General features: G+C 76.1%; 14 protein-coding genes. 3 read left to right on the top strand and 11 right to left on the bottom strand.

Annotated features, from left to right (window positions below; genetic code table 11):
* Positions 1–77 precede the first annotated feature (77 nt).
* Complete coding sequence (locus OOT42_RS07850) at positions 78–1,400, bottom strand: helix-turn-helix domain-containing protein (RefSeq protein WP_273654315.1); 1,323 nt, start codon at positions 1,398–1,400, stop codon at positions 78–80.
* Positions 1,401–1,535: 135 nt separating this feature from the next.
* Positions 1,536–1,679, bottom strand: coding sequence for a hypothetical protein (locus tag OOT42_RS07845; protein ID WP_273654314.1), 144 nt, complete (start codon positions 1,677–1,679; stop codon positions 1,536–1,538).
* A gap of 208 nt (positions 1,680–1,887) precedes the next feature.
* Here OOT42_RS07845 and OOT42_RS07840 point away from each other — a divergent pair, with 208 nt between their 5' ends.
* Both OOT42_RS07840 and OOT42_RS07835 read left to right on the top strand, forming a co-directional pair.
* The gene (locus tag OOT42_RS07840; RefSeq protein WP_124343139.1) at positions 1,888–2,616 is read left to right on the top strand and encodes an EAL domain-containing protein; all 729 of its coding nucleotides are present in this window, start codon (positions 1,888–1,890) and stop codon (positions 2,614–2,616) included.
* A 231-nt stretch (positions 2,617–2,847) separates the two neighbouring features.
* Entirely contained in the window at positions 2,848–3,465 is a 618-nt protein-coding gene (locus OOT42_RS07835; protein WP_273654313.1) for an EAL domain-containing protein, read from the top strand.
* A gap of 6 nt (positions 3,466–3,471) precedes the next feature.
* On the opposite strand, the gene holA is transcribed toward OOT42_RS07835, so the two are convergent.
* The 5 genes from holA to leuS form a co-directional block, all read right to left on the bottom strand.
* Positions 3,472–4,491 (bottom strand): DNA polymerase III subunit delta, encoded by a 1,020-nt coding sequence (holA, locus tag OOT42_RS07830; RefSeq protein ID WP_273654312.1) that lies wholly within the window; start codon positions 4,489–4,491, stop codon positions 3,472–3,474.
* Positions 4,492–4,634: 143 nt separating this feature from the next.
* The gene (locus tag OOT42_RS07825; RefSeq protein WP_273654311.1) at positions 4,635–6,401 is read right to left on the bottom strand and encodes a ComEC/Rec2 family competence protein; all 1,767 of its coding nucleotides are present in this window, start codon (positions 6,399–6,401) and stop codon (positions 4,635–4,637) included.
* Positions 6,398–7,291: a ComEA family DNA-binding protein gene (locus OOT42_RS07820; protein ID WP_273654310.1), complete on the bottom strand. Its 894-nt coding sequence runs from the start codon at positions 7,289–7,291 to the stop codon at positions 6,398–6,400. The genes OOT42_RS07825 and OOT42_RS07820 overlap by 4 nt, the downstream gene beginning before the upstream one ends.
* Before the next feature lie 460 nt (positions 7,292–7,751).
* Positions 7,752–8,657 (bottom strand): DegV family protein, encoded by a 906-nt coding sequence (locus tag OOT42_RS07815; protein ID WP_273654309.1) that lies wholly within the window; start codon positions 8,655–8,657, stop codon positions 7,752–7,754.
* 44 nt (positions 8,658–8,701) lie between these two features.
* Positions 8,702–11,629 carry a leucine--tRNA ligase gene (leuS, locus tag OOT42_RS07810; protein WP_273654308.1) on the bottom strand — a complete coding sequence of 976 codons (2,928 nt, stop codon included), beginning with the start codon at positions 11,627–11,629 and terminating at the stop codon, positions 8,702–8,704.
* A gap of 140 nt (positions 11,630–11,769) precedes the next feature.
* Here leuS and OOT42_RS07805 point away from each other — a divergent pair, with 140 nt between their 5' ends.
* Positions 11,770–13,668, top strand: coding sequence for a helicase HerA-like domain-containing protein (locus tag OOT42_RS07805; RefSeq protein WP_273654307.1), 1,899 nt, complete (start codon positions 11,770–11,772; stop codon positions 13,666–13,668).
* Here OOT42_RS07805 and OOT42_RS07800 read toward each other — a convergent pair.
* The 4 genes from OOT42_RS07800 to OOT42_RS07785 form a co-directional block, all read right to left on the bottom strand.
* Positions 13,603–14,862, bottom strand: coding sequence for an MFS transporter (locus OOT42_RS07800; RefSeq protein ID WP_273654306.1), 1,260 nt, complete (start codon positions 14,860–14,862; stop codon positions 13,603–13,605). The genes OOT42_RS07805 and OOT42_RS07800 overlap by 66 nt on opposite strands.
* Positions 14,863–15,023: 161 nt before the next feature.
* A complete protein-coding gene (locus tag OOT42_RS07795; RefSeq protein WP_273654305.1) occupies positions 15,024–15,713 on the bottom strand; it encodes a metal-dependent transcriptional regulator in 690 nt (229 codons plus the stop codon).
* Between the two features lie 40 nt (positions 15,714–15,753).
* Positions 15,754–17,310, bottom strand: a complete 1,557-nt coding sequence (locus tag OOT42_RS07790) for a D-alanyl-D-alanine carboxypeptidase family protein (RefSeq protein WP_273654304.1) — start codon at positions 17,308–17,310, stop codon at positions 15,754–15,756.
* A 95-nt stretch (positions 17,311–17,405) separates the two neighbouring features.
* Positions 17,406–19,091 carry a metallophosphoesterase family protein gene (locus OOT42_RS07785; protein ID WP_273654303.1) on the bottom strand — a complete coding sequence of 562 codons (1,686 nt, stop codon included), beginning with the start codon at positions 19,089–19,091 and terminating at the stop codon, positions 17,406–17,408.
* Positions 19,092–19,111 lie beyond the last annotated feature (20 nt).

Raw genomic sequence — 19,111 nt, 5'->3', positions numbered from 1 at the left:
GGAGCGTCGTGCGCGTGACAAAAAGTGAAGGCGTCACCCCCCCTGCGGGGTGACGCCTTCACCTGTCTCCGGCTCCGTCAGGTCAGCGACCAGGTCTCCCAGCTGCTGAGAGGGACGGACGGCCGGAAGCCTGCCTCGCGCAGAGCGCGGTCGAACGCCTGGGCGGCCGCCGCGGCGTCGCCCTGGCGCAGGAAGCGGTCGCCGAGGTCACGCCAGGCCGCCGCGGACTGTCGCGACGCCTGCATCATGCCGAGCATGTCCGCGGCCCAGCGGTACGCCTTCGCGGCGCCCTCGTCGTCGCCGCGCGCGTAGAGCACGTCGCCGTACGAGAGCTGGGCGATGGCCGTCTCGATGCGCGGCGGGTCGCCCAGCCGGTCGAGGGCCGCCTTGACGAACGTCTCCGCCGTCGCGAGGTCACCGAGCAGCAGGTGCGCACGGGACCGCTCGACGTCGAGACGCGCGAGCTCGATCTCCGAGCCGAGGACCGCCAGGTCGGGTGCGGCCCGCTCGATGTGCTCGAGCGCCTCACGGGGCTGCGCCGGCTCCGACCGCAGCAGCAGCCACGCGTAGTTGAGCCGCAGCCGGGGAAGGTCGCGGTCGGGCTCCCCCTCGGAGAGCAGCGCGAGCGCGCGCTCCGTGTACCGCTGGGCGAGTTCGTAGTCGCGGCGCTGCTCGGCCACGAGCGCGGCGTTCCAGTAGACGCTGCCGCGGCCGCGCGGCGAGCCCTGCGACTCGGCGAGCGCGATGAGCTCCGCGGCGCGGTGCGTCGAGTAGAGGAGGTCGCCGCGCTCGACGTACGCCCACAGCACGGTGGACGCGAGACGCAGCTGCTCGTCGGTGCCGAGGAGGTCGGCCTCCTCGAGGTCCACGAGCACGCGCTCGCCGACCTCGACGCTGCGGTGCAGGTCGCCGGCCTCGAGGTACGACGCCACGAGCGCCGTGGCGAGCGTCGCCGCCTCGACGTGGTGGTGGCGCGCGCGGGCGTCGGCGACGAGCGGCTCGAGGATCGCGACGGACTCCTCGAGCTCACCGACCGCCTCGTGCGCCCGGGCCATCTCGCTGAGCGCCATGACGCGCAGCGACGGGGTGACGACGTCGAGGTCCAGCGCCTTGAGCCGACGCAGCGCCCCTGCGGCGTCGCCCTGGGTGAGGTCCAGACGTGCGTAGTCGATCTCGAGGCGGGTCCGCGCCTCGTTGGGTCCGTCCTCGCCGTGGCGCAGGTACTCGAGGGTCGTCCCGAGCCTGGAGGCCAGCACAGCGAGCGCGGAGTCGGTCGGTTCCCGGTGCCCGGCCTCGATCAGCGAGATGTAGCTGGGCGAGAAGGCCGACCCGGCGAGCGCCGTCTGCGAGAGCCCAGCGGCGAGCCGGGCCTCGCGTACCCGGTCAGCAATGGTCGTCATGGGAAGTCATTGTATGTGTGACGACCGCCGAGCGCATCACCCTCCGCCCCGCGAGTGCCCGGGTGTCGTCCCACCACGTCACCGGGGCGCGGTGCGCGGTGTCGACACCCGGGCAGGCGTCGGGACCGGGAGAGGTCAGACGATCTGCCGGCAGCAGCCGGTCGCGCCACCCGAGAACGGCGAGATGACGGTGTCCTCGGCGAAGGCCGGACCGGTGCCGAAACCGAGCGTGGCCAGCACGACGACGGTCGCGAGGGCGGAGGAGAGAGGACGAGGCATGGTGATGCTCCTGTCAAGCAATGCACGGACGTGGTCACCGTAATGATGACGGCCCGGGCGGTGTGCTGTCTCCCGTTCACCTCGATTCAGCACAGCGGGTGAAGTTCTCCGCGCGAGCGGCGGGTTCGCGCGACTTCGCCCGACCTCCGGCGAAATCCACCCGCGTTCGAGCGGTTCACAGTCCGGGAGTTGTGGTGTCATAGATGCCATGACACCGGACGACGTCGACGGGCGGATCGCGCGGCTCGCCGCAGCCGTCGAGGCTGCGATCCCCGACTCGCTCCGTGACGAGTGGGAGCGGCGGGTCGGTCGCGAGCCCGTCCTGGTCGCGCGGCAGGGCATCTTCTCGACGCACGGTCGCCCCTTCGCCTACCAGCTGTCGTACCGCGCCCCCGGGCAGCACACCCAGACCGCGCACTCGTGGAGCACCTACCAGCACGAGCGCGCGACGGCCCACGTCCTCGGCGCCACGTTCGGGCGCGCCGACCTCGAGCACGTCGCCCACGGGCGCCTGCTCTTCGTCCGCTGCCCCCGCGCGTACCTCATCGGCGACCTCGCCGTGCCGCGCCGGCCCGACCGGCTCGTCATCGAGATCACCGACACGGTCAACGTCGACTCCGCCGTCCTCGCGGGCGTCCGCCGCCTGCGGGAAGAGGGTTTCCGGATCGCCGTCCCCGGGTTCGTCAGCAACGCCGACCAGCGCCGCCTCCTCCCCCACGCCGACTTCGTCAAGATCGACGTGCGGGACCTCGACGTCGAGGGCCACCCGGTCGTCGACCTCGCCCGGTCGTACGGCGCGCTGCTCGTCGCCGAGTACGTCGAGAACGCCGACACGCTGCGCTACGCGCGCGACCTCGGCTTCTCGCTGTTCCAGGGCAACCTGCTCGAGCGGGCCGGCGTGCTCGACCGCGCGGGCGCCCGGCCCGTCAGCCACTGACGCCTGCGTCCCGCGCTGCGGGAGTCCGTCGCTGCCCGCCCCCGGTCACCCTCGGAGAAAGCGGCGCTCGCCCGCTGCGCGGCGGCCCACCGCACCCGGCAGTCCTCCACACGCCCCGCCCACGTCGCGGCCGTCCGACCGCGCGCAGTGAGACGGCGGCGTGAGACTTGTCACAGCGTCCGCGAAGTCGCGTCATGACCTCGACAGGCCGCCCTCTCATGAGGCGTGACCATGCCCGCGCCGTCACCCAGCGCACCGCCGCACCTGCCGGTCGCCCGGCAGCCGATCTGGACCGCGTCCGGACGACTGCACGGTCACGAGTACCTCTACCGCTCCTCGGCGGGACTGCCCGCCGGCGTGGACAGGTGGAGCGCGCGACTGCAGGACGGAGCCACCAGCGCGGTGCTCACCGCGCTCTTCCACGACCGGCAGCCGCCGGGCGACGCGCTCGCGTTCGTCAACGTGACGCGGTCGTTCCTCGTGCGCGAGCTGCCCCTGCCGGCGTCGGCCGGGCGCCTCGTGCTCGAGGTCGTCGAGAGCGTCGCCGCCGACCCCCGCGTGCTCGACGGGCTCGGCCGGCTGCGCGCGGCCGGGTACCGCATCGCCCTCGACGACTTCGTCGCCTCACGCGACCAGCGCGCGATGCTCCGGTACGCCGACTACGTGAAGATCGACTGTCGCGACCTCGAGGCCGGGGGCGAGGAGCTCGTCGCCGTCGCCCGTCGGCACGGTGCGCGACTCGTCGCCGAACGTGTCTCGAGCAGCGCGCTGCGGGCACGCTGCCTGGACCTCGGGTTCGGCCTCCTGCAGGGCGACGCGCTCGGACGGGCCGTGACGCTCACCCTCTGACCGACGTCAGACCGTGCCGGAGGCCGCAGCCACGCGCAGCACCGCGCGCTCGACCGCGAACCGCGGGTCGCGGCCCTCGCCCTTCACCTCGGCGTCCGCTTGGGCCACCGACGAGATCGCCGCGGCCAGGCCCTCCGGGGTCCAGCGCCGCAGGTCCGCGAGCGCACGATCCGTCTGCCAGGGCGCGAGGCCGAGCTCCCGGACGGCGCCGGCGCCACGGCCGCGCACGGCCGCCACCTTCGCGAGCACCCGGAGCTTCGCGGCGAGCGCCGCCACGATGGGCACCGGGTCGACCCCCGTCGCGAGCGCGTGCCGCAGCAGCGCGACCGCCTGGCCGGCGTCGCCCGCGACCGCCGCGTCGGCGACCCGGAAGCCCGTCGCCTCGATCCGCCCGCCGTAGTACCGCTCGACGACGTCGGCGCCGATGAGTCCTGTCGTGTCGGCGACCAGCTGCGCACAGGCCGCGGCGAGCTCCCGCAGGTCGCTGCCGACCGCGTCGACGAGCGCCCGGACCGCCTGCCCGTCCGCGCGTCGGCCCGCTCGCCGCAGCTCCGCGCTGACGAAGGCCGTCTTGTCGCCGTCGGTCTTGACGGCGTCGCACGCGACGATCGGGACGCGCTGCGCCTTGAGCGTGTCGAGCAGCTTCTTGCCGCGCTGGCCGCCCGCGTGCCGCAGCACCACGACGACGTCGGACGCCGGGGCGCCGAGGTAAGCCGTCACGTCGGCGAGGAGGTCGTCCCCCGCGCGCTCCAGGCCGGACACGACGACGAGCCTGTCCTCCGCGAAGAGCGACGGGCTCGTGACGACCGAGAGCGAGCCGCTCGTGTAGTCCGCGGCGTCCAGCCGGGTCACCTCGAGACCGGGGTCGGTGGCCCGTCCCAGCTCGACGAGGCGGTCGACGGCGCGGTCCGCGAGGAGGTCCTCCGGACCGCTCACCAGCACGACCGGCGCCGGCTCGACGTCCTGCCAGGTCGGACCGGCCGGCGCGGCGGTACGGGCGGAGCTGCGGCGGCTGGCGGGAGGCACGCGCACAGCCTGCCAGACACCACCGACGCCTCCCGCACATCTCGGGCCGGGGCCGCCGGCCGGACGGACCATGACCGGTCTGCGGCGCCGCGCGCCGTGTCGACCCGCGGCGGACGCCGACCGGGACGGGAGTGCCGGGGAGGTCACCGCGCGGGCTCGCGGGGCCAGCACAGGCGGACGGCGGCGGCACCGGCGACCGCGAGGAGCACCATGCCGGGGACGCCCGGGACCCAGGTGACGGCCGCGCCCGGGGTCGCCGCGACGCCGCGGGCGACCGCGCCGATCCACCAGCACGCCGCTCCCGCCGGCGCGGCGAGCAGGTCGCCGCCGGCGGGCCACCAGGTCCCGACGAGAGCGCCGGCGAGCCCCAGCACGGTCGCGGGGGCGACCGCCGGCGCGGCGAGCAGGTTGGCGACGACCGCGAGCACCGGGACCGCAGGAGCGACGGCCAGCACCACCGGCCCGCACGCGACCTGGGCGGCGACCGGTGCCGCGAGTCCGACCGCGACCGGCCGGGGCAGGTGCGCGGCCCACCGGTCGGCGAGCGGTCCACCGAGCAGCACGAGCCCTCCGGTCGCGAGCACGGACAGCGCGAACCCCAGCTCCGTCGCGAGCCACGGGTCGACGACGAGCAGCACGACGACGGCCGTCGACAGCGCCGCCGGTGACGCGGAACGTCGTCCGAGCAGCAACCCGGCGCACGCGACGCACGCCATCACGGCCGCTCTCAGGACGCTCGGGGACGGGCCGACGAGCACGACGAGCCCCGCACCGACCAGCGCGACGGCCGCCGCACGCAGGACCCGTGGTGCGCCGACCGCGCCGACGCACGCGATCGCGAGGGCACCGACGAGCGAGAAGTGCGCGCCCGAGACCGCCGTCAGGTGCGTCAGGCCCGAGACGCGCAGGGCGTCACGGAGGTCCTCCGGCACCGCCCTCGTGTCCCCGACCGTGACGCCCGGGAGAAGCGCTCCGGCGTCGCCCCCCAGAGCGTCGGCCTGACGTGCGACGGTCGTCCGGACCGCGGCGGCGGCGCGATGCACCCCGGGGGCCGACGCGACGACCACCGGGTCGTCGTCGGTGACGAGGACCGCCGCCGCGCGCTCGCCCGCCGCGAGCGCGGTCCACCGCCCGACGACCCGGACCCGCTCCCCCGGCTGCGCGGCGCCCCACCCCGTGGGCCCCAGCACGGCGACGGTGCCTGCGGCCGCGGTCACGGCACCGTCGCGCTCGACGCGCTCGACCCGGAGCTCGACGCGCGCGCGGGCGGGGGCACCCGGCCACGGCGGCGGCAGGGGTCGCGCGATCCCCTGCACCGTCCCCGTCACGACCGCGCGCGCGGGTCCCGGAGCGACGCGCGCGGCCTCGTGCCTGTCAGACGGAGCCGTCGTCGTCGGTGACGTGGCCGCGGTCGCGGGGTCGCTCCCGGCCGTGGGCGTCGGGCGTCCGGCCGAGGGGTCGACGACCGCCGACCGCGCGACCGAGGGGTCGACGACCGCCGACCGCGTGGCCGACGGGTGGGCGACCGCCGTCGGGGCCACCGCCTCGCGCACCGCGACGTGCGCGGCGCCGGCCACGAGCACGGCGGAGACGACCGCGAGGACGAGCGCCACCGACGCCTGGATCGAGCCCGTGCGCGACGAGCCAGCCGCGCGCCCGCGAGTCCCTGGACCACGTCGGCGGTCGGCGAGGAGCAGCGCCACCGCCCCGGCCGCGCTCGCGACGGCCGCGCCGTGGGCCGCCGTCGGGTCGGTCCTGACGACGACGCACGCCGTGAGCCATGCGCCGACCGCCGCGCCGACCATCCGGAGGTCGAGCACGGGGCGTGGCGCGACCGCGTCGGTCACGCGGTCGGCGGCGTGCCGGCCGTCCGCTGCGGCGAGCGGTGGTCGTCCCGGCCCGCGGCTCACACGCGCACCAGCGGCCGGAGGTTCTCGAGGAGCGCGGGGCCGATCCCGCGGACGTCGGCGAGCTCGTCCACCGTGCCGAACGGGCGGGCGGTCCGGTGGTCGACGATCCGCTGCGCGAGCACGGGGCCGATGCCGGGCAGGGCGTCGAGCGCGGCCACGTCGGCCGTGTTGAGGTCGACGGGAGCCGCGGGGTCGGTGCCGGCGCCCGTGGCCGGTCCCGTCGACGGCGGGCCAGAGGCACCGGGCGCGGCCTGTTCCCCCACGCGCCGCACGAGGACCTGCTCGCCGTCCACGACGACCCGAGCGAGGTTGACCGTCGACAGGTCGGCGTCGGCGGTCGGCCCGCCCGCCGCGGTGAGCGCGTCGCCGACGCGCGCCCCGTCGGGAAGACGCACGACTCCCGGGACGGCGACCGCACCGACGACGTGCACCACGACGGGTCCGGGGTCGGGCACGGCAGCCGCGGCCGTGACACCCGCGGACGATCCGCTCGGAAGACTGCCGCCGTCCCCTGCCGCCGCGTCGCGCCCGGTCGGCGCGGACGCGCCTCCCGGGGCGGGGATCTCGACGACCGGCCCGGACGCGTGCCCCGAGGTGCGGGCGGCGACGGTCCCCGCAGCGAGCACGACGACGACGGCCGCGGTCGCCGCGACCCGCCACGACACGAGCCAGCGCACGCGCGGGGTGTCGCGGCGGCGTCGTGCCGTGGGGAGGTCCGTGCCGGTGTCGCCGAGCGCGTCGAGCGGCGGGCGCCCGTGCGACGCGACGTAGCCGTCCCGCACCGTCTCGAGCGCGTCGCCGACGTCCCACGAGGCGGCGCCCGCGGGCCGGGTCGGGTCCGTGGCGCCGGTGCGGCGCGCCGGACCTTCCGGTGCCCAGTCCTCGCCCATCGGGTCCGCCGGGAGCCGTTCGGTCGGGAGGTCGTCACGCGGCGGCGGTGATGCCGCAAGGCCGTCACGCGTCGGCGTGACCGCCGGAACGCCGTTTCGCGCCGTCACGCCGTCTCGCGCCGGCACCACCGCCGGAACGCCGTCGCGCGGCGGCGTCGACGGCGGGAGGCCGTCACGCGGCGGCGTCGCCGCCGGCGGCGGGGCTAGGGACGTCCGCGGACGTGTCGGCGTCCAGCCGCCGGCGGGTCGACGCGTCAGGTCGTCCAGGCGGCGGCGTGGTGCATCCTCGGGATGGCGGGGCACGTCGCGACGCTAGGCAGCCCCGTGGGGGGCACGGGCCGTACCGAGCGGCGCGCGTGGACGCTCGGTCGTCCGGGCGTGCTGTGGACGGCTCACGGGAGCGAGCGGACACGCACGGGCCGGACGACGGCGGGTGCGGGGCGGCCCTCCCGGGGACGCGTCAGGCGTCGGCGACCACGATCGCGAGCAGACCTGGTCCGACGTGTGCGGCCAGCACCGCCCCCGCGTCGCACGTGACGGCCTCGACGACACGCTGCGCGCCCCAGACGCGGACCTGCTCCGCCACCGCGGCGGCGAGCTCCGGCTGCTGGAGGTGGTGGACCGCGACGCGGGCGGACGTGCGGCGGGCGACGTCGGCGACCGCGAGCGCCTCGAGCCGGTCCCGGGCGGCGCGACGCGTGCGGACCTTCTCGACGACGACGACGGACCCGTCGCGCACGGTGAGGATCGGGCGCAGACCGAGGACGGTGCCGAGCGCCGCGGCGGTCGCGCCGAGCCGGCCGCCGCGACGGAGGTGGTCGAGCGAGTCGACCAGGAACCACACCCGGCTCGACGCGGCGACCGTTCGGGCGACCTCGGCGACCTCCACGCCGCCGGCGGTCGCCGGTCGCGCGAAGCGCTCGTGCCACCAGCCACGTACCCCGCGCGGCGCGGGGGTCACGGACGTGGACGGACCTTGCGCAGCGCGGGCGGCGGCCAGCACCGCGAAGCCGAGGGCCATCCCGGCGGTGCCGGAGTCCACGACGTGCACCGGCACGGGCACGGTCGCGGCGGCCACACGGGCCGCCTGCACGGTCCCGGACAGGCCGCCCGCGAGGTGCACGGAGACGATCTCGCGGGCACCCCCGGCGACGGTGCGCTCGTAGGCCGCGGCGAACGCGGCGGGCGGCGGCTGCGAGGTCGTCACGCGGGCGCCGCGACCGAGGGCGGCGAGGAGCTCGGCAGGGCCGAGGTCGACGCCCTCGGCGTGCCGCTCCCCGTCGACCACGACGTCGAGCGGGACGACCTCGATCCCCCACGCCGCGGCGTCCGCGGGGCTCAGGGCCGCCGTCGAGTCGGTGACCACGGCGACGTGCGGGCGCGGGCCCGCACGTCGCCCGGTGGACGCGGTCAGGCCGGCACCACGTTGACGAGGCGCGGGGCGCGCACGACGACGGTGCGCACGTCGCGGCCGGCGAGCGCGCGCTGCACGCCCGGGTCGGCGAGCGCGAGCGCGGTGAGCTCGTCGTCGGACACGTCCACGCCGACCTCGACGCGGCCGCGCACCTTGCCCTGCACCTGCAGGACGCAGGTGACGGTCTCCTCGACGAGGTAGGCCGGGTCGGCGACCGGGAACGGCTCGTGCGCGAGGGACCGGTCGTGACCGAGCCGCTGCCACAGCTCCTCGGCGACGTGCGGCGCGACGGGCGCGGTCATGAGGACGAGCGCCTCGACGGCCGCGCGCGGGGCCGCGTCGAGCGTCGTGAGATGGTTGTTCAGCACGATGAGCTTGGCGATCGCGGTGTTGAGGCGCAGGGCCTCCATGTCCGCGGTGACGTCGGCGATCGTGCGGTGCAGGACGCGCAGGGTCTCGGTCGACGGCGCGTCGTCCGTCACGACGAGCGCACCGGTCGTCTCGTCGACGACGTTGCGCCACAGCCGCTGCAGGTACCGCTGCGACCCGACGACCGCACGGGTCTCCCACGGGCGGGACTGGTCGAGCGGGCCCATCGACATCTCGTACACGCGCAGCGTGTCGGCGCCGTACTCGGCGTACATCTCGTCGGGCGTGACGGCGTTCTTCAGGGACTTGCCCATCTTCCCGTACTCGCGCGTGACGGGGCTGCCGTTCCAGGTGTACCCCGTCGGCGACGCCGCGTCCTCGACGACCTCGACCACGGGCACGGGGATGAGCCGCTCGTCGCGGAACGCGTCGGCCTGGATGTAGCCCTGGTTGAAGAGCCGGTGGAACGGCTCGGCGCTCGACACGTGGCCGAGGTCGAACAGCACCTTGTGCCAGAAGCGGGCGTACAGCAGGTGCAGGACGGCGTGCTCGACACCGCCGACGTACAGGTCGACGCCGCCGACCGAGTCCGCCGGCTGCGCGCCGTGACCGGGGCCCATCCAGTACCGCTCGAGCGCGGGGTCGACGAGCTGCTGGTCGTTCGTCGGGTCGAGGTAGCGCAGGTAGTACCAGCACGACCCGGCCCAGTTGGGCATGGTGTTGGTGTCGCGGCGGTACTGCTTCGGGCCGTCGCCCAGGTCGAGCGTGAGCGTGACCCACTCGTCGTTGCGGCCCAGCGGCGCCTCGGGCGACGACTGCGCGTCGTCGGGCGCGAACGTGCGGGGCGCGTAGTCGGGGACGTCGGGCAGCGTGACGGGCAGCGCGTCGGCGGGCAGGGCGACGGGCAGGTCGTGCTCGTCGTAGACGATCGGGAACGGCTCGCCCCAGTAGCGCTGCCGGCTGAACAGCCAGTCGCGCAGGCGGTAGGTGACCGTGCCCTCGCCGATGCCGTGCTGCTCGAGCCAGGCGATGATCGCGGCCTTCGCCTCGGGGACCGCCAGGCCGTCGAGCGAGATCTCGTCGTTCGACGAGTTGATGATCGAGCCGTCCCCCGTGCGCGCGCCCTCCGGCGTGCCGTCGGGGGCGTCGACGGTGTAGACGACCGGCAGCTCGAACGCCTGCGCGAACGCGAAGTCGCGCTCGTCGCCGCCGGGGACCGCCATGATCGCGCCCGTGCCGTAGCCCATGAGGACGTAGTCGGCGGTGAAGACCGGCAGCAGCTCGCCGTTGACCGGGTTCGCGGCCAGGTGGCCGGTGAACACGCCTGTCTTGCGGCCCGCGTCGGCCTGGCGCTCGACGGCCGTCTTGGCGGCGGACTCCGCGCGGTACGCCGCGACGGCGTCGACGGGCGTGCGGTGCCCGCCGGTCCACGCCGCGTGCGTGCCGTCGGGCCACGTCGACGGGACCTCGTCGAGCAGCGGGTGCTCGGGCGCCACGACGACGAACGTCGCACCGAAGAGCGTGTCGGGACGCGTCGTGAAGACCTCGACCTCGCTGCCGCCCTGGACGGCGAACCGGACCTGTGCGCCCTGCGAGCGGCCGATCCAGTTGCGCTGCATCGAGCGGACCTTGTCGGGCCAGTCGATGTGCTCGAGGTCGTCCGCCAGCCGGTCGGCGTACGCGGTGATCCGCATGTTCCACTGCCGCAGGTTCCGCTGGAACACCGGGAAGTTGCCGCGCTCGGAGCGCCCGTCGGCGGTGACCTCCTCGTTCGCGAGCACCGTGCCCAGGCCGGGGCACCAGTTGACGGGCGTCTCGGAGACGTACGCGAGGCGCTGGGAGTCGACGACGCGGCGACGCGTCACGGCGTCGAGGTCCGCCCACGTCGCACCCTCGGCGACGCCGTCGACGCCCTCGGGCAGCGCACGCCCCGCCTCGTACGCCGCGACCAGGTCCGCGACCGGACGGGCCGCGCCGCGGCCGCCGTCGGGACGCACGGCGTCCTCGTCGTACCAGGACTCGAAGATCTGCAGGAAGATCCACTGCGTCCAGCGCACGTAGTCCGGGTCGATCGTCGCGAACGAGCGGCGCGCGTCGTGCGCGAGACCCAGACGGCGCAGCTGGCGCTGCATGATCTCGATGTTCGCCTCGGTCGTGGTGCGGGGGTGCTGTCCCGTCTCGACGGCGTACTGCTCGGCGGGCAGGCCGAACGCGTCGAAGCCCAGCGCGTGCAGGACGTTGTCGCCCTGCATGCGACGGAAGCGCGCGACGACGTCGGTGGCGATGTACCCGAGGGGGTGCCCGACGTGCAGTCCCGCACCCGACGGGTACGGGAACATGTCCATGACGAAGAACGGCCGGCTCCCCGCCTGCGCGAGGCGCCCCTCCCCGTCGGTGAGCTCGCCCACCGGGTTCGCGGCGAAGAACGTCCCGCGGCGCTGCCACTCGTCCTGCCAGCGGAGCTCGATCTCCTGCGCGAGGGCGGCGGTGTAGCGGAACGGGACCTCGCCCGACGGGCTGGTCGGGGCGGGGGCGGAGGTGTCCTGCGACGTCACCCGAGGAGTTTACCGACGCGCCCGTCGGCCCCGCACACACCGGTCACCCGGGTGCCCGGCGCGTGCCGACCGGCCCCGAGGGCGCCTGCCGCGACCTTCCTCCGCCTGCGGCGCGACGGTGCCGCTCCTACGATCGCGCCATGGGCGACACCCCGGACGTCGCGCGGCTCGCCGCGGTCGAGGCGGAGGCCGCCCGCGCGGCCGCGGAGGCGGCACGGCTCGAGGCGGCGGCCGCACGCGCCGAGGCGCAGGCGTTGGAGGCCGAGGTCGCCGCGCTGCGCGCCGCGGCCGGTCAGGGCCCCGGGACGACGACGACCCCACCGGCCGCCCCTCCGACCGCGACGGCCGCGGCGCCCACGGACGCTCGCCCACCGGACGCGTCACCGGTGGGCGTCGACACGGCGGACGCGACCCCCGCGGCCGGTCCCGGTCCCGCCGCACCGCCGGACGTCGAGCCGGACACGGAGCCGGAACGCGTGCGCGCGGTCCGCGAGGGCTACACGTTCACGGGGCCGACGCTCGACCTCGGCGTGCTCGTCGAGAACGGCACCCCGGTGCCGTCGGCGCGCGTCGGCGTGCCCCTGGGGCTGCTGAACCGGCACGCGCTCGTCGCGGGTGCCACGGGCACGGGCAAGACGCGCACGCTGCAGCTCATGGCCGAGCAGCTGTCGTCGGCGGGCGTCCCGACGTTCGTCGCCGACGTCAAGGGCGACCTGACGGGCCTCGCGGTCGCGGGCGCGGCGTCCGACCGGCTGACGGAGCGGACGCGCGCGCTGGGCCAGGACTGGTCGCCGGCGTCGTTCCCGGTCGAGCTGTACGCGCTGGGCGGCCTCGGGCAGGGGGTCCCGGTCCGGACGACCGTGACGGACTTCGGGCCGCTGCTGCTGGCGAAGGTGCTCGGGCTCAACGCGACGCAGGAGTCGAGCCTGGGGCTCGTCTTCCACTGGGCGGACCAGCAGGGGCTCGCGCTGCTCGACCTGGCGGACCTGCGCGCCGCGCTGCAGTGGCTGACGTCGGAGGACGGGAAGGCGGAGCTCGAGGGCATCGGCGGGCTGTCGAAGGCGACGGCCGGCGTGATCCTGCGGGAGATCGTCGCGCTGCAGGGGCAGGGCGCCGACGCGTTCTTCGGCGAGCCCGCGTTCGAGGTCGAGGACCTGCTGCGGACCGCCGCCGACGGGCGGGGCGTGGTGTCGGCGCTCGAGCTGCCGGGCGTGCAGGACCGCCCGGCGCTATTCTCGACGTTCCTCATGTGGCTGCTGGCGGAGCTGTTCGAGGTGCTGCCGGAGGTGGGCGACCCCGAGAAGCCGCGCCTGGTGTTCTTCTTCGACGAGGCGCACCTGCTGTTCGCCGACGCGTCCGACGACTTCCTCGCGCAGGTCGTGCGGACGGTGCGGCTCATCCGGTCCAAGGGCGTGGGGATCGTCTTCGTGACGCAGAGCCCGAAGGACGTCCCGCCCGACGTGCTCGGCCAGCTCGGCAGCCGCGTGCAGCACGCGCTGCGCGCGTTCACCCCGGACGACGCGAAGGCGTTGCGGGCCGCCGCGCGCACCTACCCGACGTCGACGTACGACCTGGAGCGCGTCCTGCAGGACCTCGCGACGGGCGAGGCGGTCGTCACCGTGCTGGGCGAGCGCGGCGCGCCGACACCCGTGGCGTGGACGCGGCTGCTCGCACCGCGCGCGTCGATGGACGCGGCCCCCGGGTCGACGGTCGCGAGCCTCGTCGCGGCGTCTCCCGCGGCGACCCGGTACGGGGTCACGGTCGACCGGGAGTCGGCGGCCGAGCTGCTGACCGCGCGGCTGGAGCGCGCGGAGGCCGACCGGGCGGCCGCGCGCGAGCAGGCCGCGGCGGAGAAGGAGCGGGCCGCCGCGGAGAAGGAGGCGGCGCGCCGCGAGCGGGAGGCCGCGCGCGAGCGGCCGGCGCCGAGACGGTCGTCGCGGTCGTCGTCGGACCCGCTCGACTCGTTCCTGCGGTCAGCGGGCACTCAGCTCGGGCGCGAGATCACGCGCACCCTCTTCGGCACGCGCCGCCGGCGCTGACGTCCCGCGGGCGACGGCCTCGGCGGGCGCGGCCGGGGGTGCCGACCGACCGACCGTGAGCACGACGAGCAGGCCGAGCGCGGTGAGCCCTGCGCCCACCCACGCGGGCGCGAGGTAGCCCAGCCCGGCGGCGATCACGAGACCGCCGAAGAACGCGCCGGCGGCGTTGCCGAGGTTGAGCGCCGAGTGGCAGAGCGCGGCCCCGAGCGACGGCGCCGCGGGCGACACGTCCATGAGCCGCGTCTGCAGCGACAGCCCGAGCACCTGCGACGTGACACCGAGCATGACGATCGCGGCGACGGCCGGCACCGGGTACGCGCCGACGAGCGCGATCGCGACGAGCACGACGATCGTCGCGACCATGCCTCCGACGACCGTCCCGAGGACCGACCGGTCGGCGAGCCGTCCGCCGAGCAGCGTGCCCGCGGTCATGCCGACGCCGTACAGCGCGAGGACCAGGGGCACCGCGCCGACGTCGAGACCCGTCACCTCGGTGAGCAGCGGCTTGACGTAGGAGTACACGGCGAACATGCCGCCGAAGCCCACGGCACCGGCACCGAACGCGATCCAGAGCCGCCGGTTGCGGAGTGCGGCGAGCTCGGTGCGGACGGTCGCGCCGGGCAGCGGCGGCAGCGTCGGCGTCCAGGCCCGCAGCGCCGCGAGCGTGAGGATCCCGAGGACGCCCACGCCGACGAACGCCCAGCGCCAGCCGACGGCGGTGCCGACGACCGCGCTCAGCGGGACGCCGACCGCGCACGCGACGGTGAGTCCGGCCATCATCGACGCGACCGCGCGACCGCGGCGCTCTGGCCCGACCACGGCCGTCCCCATCACGGCGCCGACGCCGAAGAACGCGCCGTGCGGCAGGCCCGCGACGAACCGGGCGAGGACGAGCGTCTCGGCGGTCGGCGCGAACGCGGACAGCACGTTGCCGACCGTGAACGCGACCATGAGGACGAGCAGCAGGCGGCGCCGGTCCGCACGTGCGCCGAGCGCGGCGAGGACGGGCGCGCCCGCGACGACCCCGAGCGCGTAGGCGGTGATCGCGTGGCCCGCGGTCGGGATGGAGACGCCGAGGTCCGCGGCGATCTCGGGCAGCAGCCCCATCGTCGCGAACTCGGTGGTCCCGATGCCGAAGCCGCCGAGCGCGAGCGCGAGCAGCGCGGCGCGGGTGCGCGCGGGCGTCAGAACCACGGCGGTCCTCCGAACGAATCGATTCGACACAGGGGCGGAGTCACGCCGTCGTCAGCTCCGGGATGTGCTCCGAGCCTACGTCACCGCCGGCCGACGGCGCCGCCCGCACACCCGTGCGGCGCGTCACCGTCCGCGCGCCACGGCGGTGGACCGCCGGCGGGTCAGGACTGCGCGACCAGCCAGATCGCCCGGGCCGCGACCTCCCCGAGGTCGACGCCGCCCGCGTCGGGCCCCTCGCCCGCCCGGACGGAGACGACGCCCGCGACCGTCCGCCGCTCGACGACCTCGACGGGCGCGTCGAGCACGAGCCCGACGGACTCGACGTAGCGCAACAGCTCGGGGTCGGCGTCGGAGATGCGCGCCACGGCCCACCGGCCGGGCTCGGCCTCCCACAGCACGCGCGCCTCGGGCGTGTCGAGCGACCCGTCGGGACCGGGGATCGGGTCGCCGTGCGGGTCGCGGCGCGGGTGGCCGAGCTGCGCGTCGATGCGCTCGACGAACAGGTCGGACACCGCGTGCTCGAGCACCTCGGCCTCGTCGTGGACCTCGTCCCAGCCGTAGCCCAGCACCTCGACGAGGAACGTCTCGACGAGCCGGTGCCGGCGCACCATCGCGAGCGCGTGCCGCCGACCCTCGGCCGTGAGCTCGACGGCGCCGTAGGGCTGGTGCGTCAGGTACCCCGTGTCGGCGAGGCGGCGCACGGTCTCCGACACGGTGGACGCCCCGACGCCCAGGCGCGCGGCGAGCATCTTGGTCGTGACCGGCTGCGTCGACCACTCCTGCGCCGACCACACCACCTTGAGGTAGTCCTGCGTCACCGCGGTCAACGGGGGCGTCGGCTGGCTGCTCACGGCGACCAGCGTAGGGCGCGCGGCGCGCGCGCCCGCGCCGTCACCACCCGTCGACGCTCCAGTGCCACGCCTCGCTCGGCAGGTTCTCCAGCCCGGCCGCCGGCGCGTGCTCGATCAGCCACAGGTGCGCGGCGGACCCGCGCTGCACGACGCCGCCGCCGACCGTGAAGTCGAGCGCGAGCCCGCGCTCGTGCCGCGACGTCCCCGGCGGCGCGGTCGGCGGGTAGCACACGCCCGACGCCCCGCAGTTCTTCGCCCGCAGCGCGATCTGCTGCTCCCCGCTGCGCCAGCCCCACGCGTGCAGGTCGATGCCGTCGGCCCGCGCCGCGAGGATCAGCTCGTCGACCGCGGCCGCGAGGCACGGGTGCACGCGCACGCCGGTCGTCGTGACGACCGTGTCCGTCTCCGCGACCGGCGCGTCGACCGTGGTGCAGTCGGTGGCCAGCTCCGCGCGGCGCACGAGCAGCTCGGCGGGGACGTCGACGCGCCACAGCTCCTGGCCCGTCGCCGCGAGCAGCAGGACCGCCCCGTCCTCGAGACGCAGGGACGACCCCGGACCGCCCGCGGTGGCCGTCGACCACAGCGGCGTCCCGTCCGCGCCGGACAGCACGAGGTTCCCGTCGTCCTGGACGAGCAGCCGCGCGCCCGGCCCGGTCGCCGTGGGCGCCGACCACACCACGCGCCCGTCGTAGGTGAGCGCGAGCGCCGACTCGTCGAGCCGCAGCCGCAGCCGCCCGTCCGGCGACCCGAGGTCCTGGCCGGTCGCGAGCGGCGCCCCGGCGTCGAGCCGCGCCGGCCCGATCGCCGTCTGCGACGACCACAGCGGCGTGCCGTCCGGGTCCCACAGCACGACGTCGCCGTCGTCCTGCACGACGAGCGTCGCGCCCGGGTGCCCCGCGGTGCGGCTGCGCCACCACCGGCGGCCGTCCGGGTCGGCGACGACGAGGTTGCCGTCCTCGCGCAGCACGAGCGACGAGCCCGGCTCGTGCGTGCCGGCGGACCACCGCGTCGACGCGTCGGGCCCGAGCAGCACGACGTCGCCGTCGTCGAGGACCTGGAGCGTGTGCCGGCCGTCGGGCGACGTGAGCGCCTCGCCGGGTCCGAGCTCGCCGCCGGGCGTGAGGATCGACGGCAGCGCGGCCGTGCCGGACTCCCAGACGACGGAGCCGTCGGGCGCCTCGACGACGAGGTCCCCGTCGTCGCGCACGACGAGCGCCGCGCCCGCCGCACCGGCCGTCCCGGTGCTCCACGCGGTCGCGCCGTCGGGTGCCACGAGGACGACGTCGCCCTCCGCGGTGACCGTCAGCCGCGCGCCCGGCACCGTCGCGCCGGCCGTCCAGCGGGGCACGCCCTCGGCGTCGTACAGGCCGAGGTCGCCGTCGGGCTGGACCACGAGCGTCTGCGTCCCGTCGGCCGACACGAGCCCGTGGCCGGGCTCGAGCGTCTCGCCCGCGAGGAGCCTGTCCTGGCCGGACGCGGCGTCCGCCGGCACCGCGCCGAGCAGCACCGACGCGACGACCGCGAGCACGGCGGCGACGACGGCCGCCGCCCGACGGCCTCGGGTCCGCGCCGGTGCGGCACCCACCTGCTCTCCCACGCCTTCCCCCCTCAGCGCACGTTCGGCTGGTGCGAGGGGAGGCGGTGTGCCACGACCATGGCCCCACTCGCGATCCCCACCCTAAGTGACGTCGGTCACATCGGTGAAGGGTGATTCGCGCCGCCGCGCGGCATCGGCGTGGGCGCGGGCGTCGGCCACTGCAACCACGGGCTCACCGACGCGGAACCGTCGGGCCGGACCTGCACGAGCTGGTAGTCGACGACGCGGCGCGTGCCCGGGTCCCACCGCAGGACCGTCATCTCCGCCGTGCCGTTGAGCGGTCCGACCGTCGGCTGGCCGAGCGTCGCGCCCGCCGTGCTCGAGCTCACGTACTGGACGCCCTGGCCGACCACCGCCGGGCCCATGCGCTGGTGCATGTGACCCGAGACCTGCGCGGGCACGCAGCCGCTGGTCAGCACCGGGGTGCCCACGCGCGGCGTGTGGATCAGCAGCAGGTCCACGCCGTCCTCGTCGTCGCACGCCGTCTGCGTGAGCCGCTCCGCGACGTCCTGCGCCGACTCCTCGCCCGCCGTCGTCCCCGTCCCGACCCGTGTCTGCGCCGGGTCGTGGTCGCCCAGGATCCGCACGCCGTCGACCTCGACCACCGAGCCGTCGAGCACGCGCGCGCCGCTGCGCGCGTACACCGCCGACGTCTCCGCAGAGTCGTGGTTGCCGGGTGAGGTCACGAGCTCGACGCCGTCCGGGACCGCGCGCGCGAACGTCGTGACGCAGTACTGCTCGACCCCCGTCCCGTTCATGGTCGTGTCGCCCGCGTCGAGCAGGACGTCCGCCCCGGAACGCTCCACGACCGTCGCGATCAGCGGCGCCATCCCGACGTTGCAGTGCAGGTCGGAGACGACGACGAGCACCACGGGCTCCTCCGCCTCGTCGGCCCCGTCCGCGTCCCCCGACGGCGTCGGGCTCGCCGTGAGGGGCGCGCGCGCGTCCTGTGCGTCGAGCACCGGCTGCGTCGCGTCCCACGCGTCGTCGAGCGCCGTCCGCGCCCGCGCGTAGAACGCCTGGTTCTCCCGGTAGGCGTCGACGACGTACCCGCCGTACGTGTCGATGACGCCGCCGAGCCGCCCCGTGACACGGGCGCCCTCCAGCGGCGTGTCGTCGAAGACCGCCGACGCGGGCCGCGACGCGTCGGGCTGGTCCCGCTCGCTCACGCTGGCGGTGAGGACCGTGCCGAGCACGACGACGGCGACCGTCCCGCCCGCGATCGCCCGCCCGTGCGGCCGCAGGGTCGCCGCGAGCTCGCCGCGGCGTGCCGGGCCGAGCACCCACCGGCCCAGCCACCAGGCGGCCGTGAGCAGGGCGAACGTGACCGCCGCCCGCCCGAGCGCGTCGGCGACGAGCGCCCGTGCGACGTCCTCGACGGCCGCCTGCGGGGCCGAGAAGAACGCGAGGTAGCTGCGCAGGTCGCCGTTGAGCGCCTGGAGCGTCGTCGCCTGGTCGAGCTCCGTGACGGCGGCGGGGATCTCCTGCACCGTGACGCGCAGGCCGAGCGTGAGGGGAAGCGGCGAGTCGATCTGCAGCGTCCCGACCGGGCCGAGGTCGATGGTCACCGCGTCGTCGGTGGTCACGTCGTAACGCGCCTCGTGCGGCCCGAGGCTGAGCTCGACCGACGCCGTCGTCACCCCGACGACAAGGGCGACGAGCACCCCCGCGACGACGACCGCGACCCGGCGCCACGTGCGCGGGGACGGTCCCCCGCGGCGGCGCTCGCCGTCGTCGCGCGCACCCGTGCCCTCCGGCGTCTCGTCGGGTGCGGTGCTCATCGCGTCCGAGCCTAGACTCG

The sequence above is a fragment of the Cellulomonas fimi genome (assembly GCF_028583725.1).
Lineage (GTDB): Bacteria > Actinomycetota > Actinomycetes > Actinomycetales > Cellulomonadaceae > Cellulomonas > Cellulomonas fimi_B.
This window is presented reverse-complemented; position numbering and strand designations above follow the sequence as displayed.

Excerpts from the sequence above, each read along its gene's own strand:
- OOT42_RS07850 (WP_273654315.1), bottom strand. The coding sequence starts at position 1,400 with ATGACGACCATTGCTGACCGGGTACGCGAGGCCCGGCTCGCCGCTGGG.
- OOT42_RS07845 (WP_273654314.1), bottom strand. The coding sequence starts at position 1,679 with ATGCCTCGTCCTCTCTCCTCCGCCCTCGCGACCGTCGTCGTGCTGGCC.
- OOT42_RS07840 (WP_124343139.1), top strand. The coding sequence starts at position 1,888 with ATGACACCGGACGACGTCGACGGGCGGATCGCGCGGCTCGCCGCAGCC.
- OOT42_RS07835 (WP_273654313.1), top strand. The coding sequence starts at position 2,848 with ATGCCCGCGCCGTCACCCAGCGCACCGCCGCACCTGCCGGTCGCCCGG.
- OOT42_RS07820 (WP_273654310.1), bottom strand. The coding sequence starts at position 7,291 with ATGGGCGAGGACTGGGCACCGGAAGGTCCGGCGCGCCGCACCGGCGCC.
- OOT42_RS07805 (WP_273654307.1), top strand. The coding sequence starts at position 11,770 with ATGGGCGACACCCCGGACGTCGCGCGGCTCGCCGCGGTCGAGGCGGAG.
- OOT42_RS07785 (WP_273654303.1), bottom strand. The coding sequence starts at position 19,091 with ATGAGCACCGCACCCGACGAGACGCCGGAGGGCACGGGTGCGCGCGAC.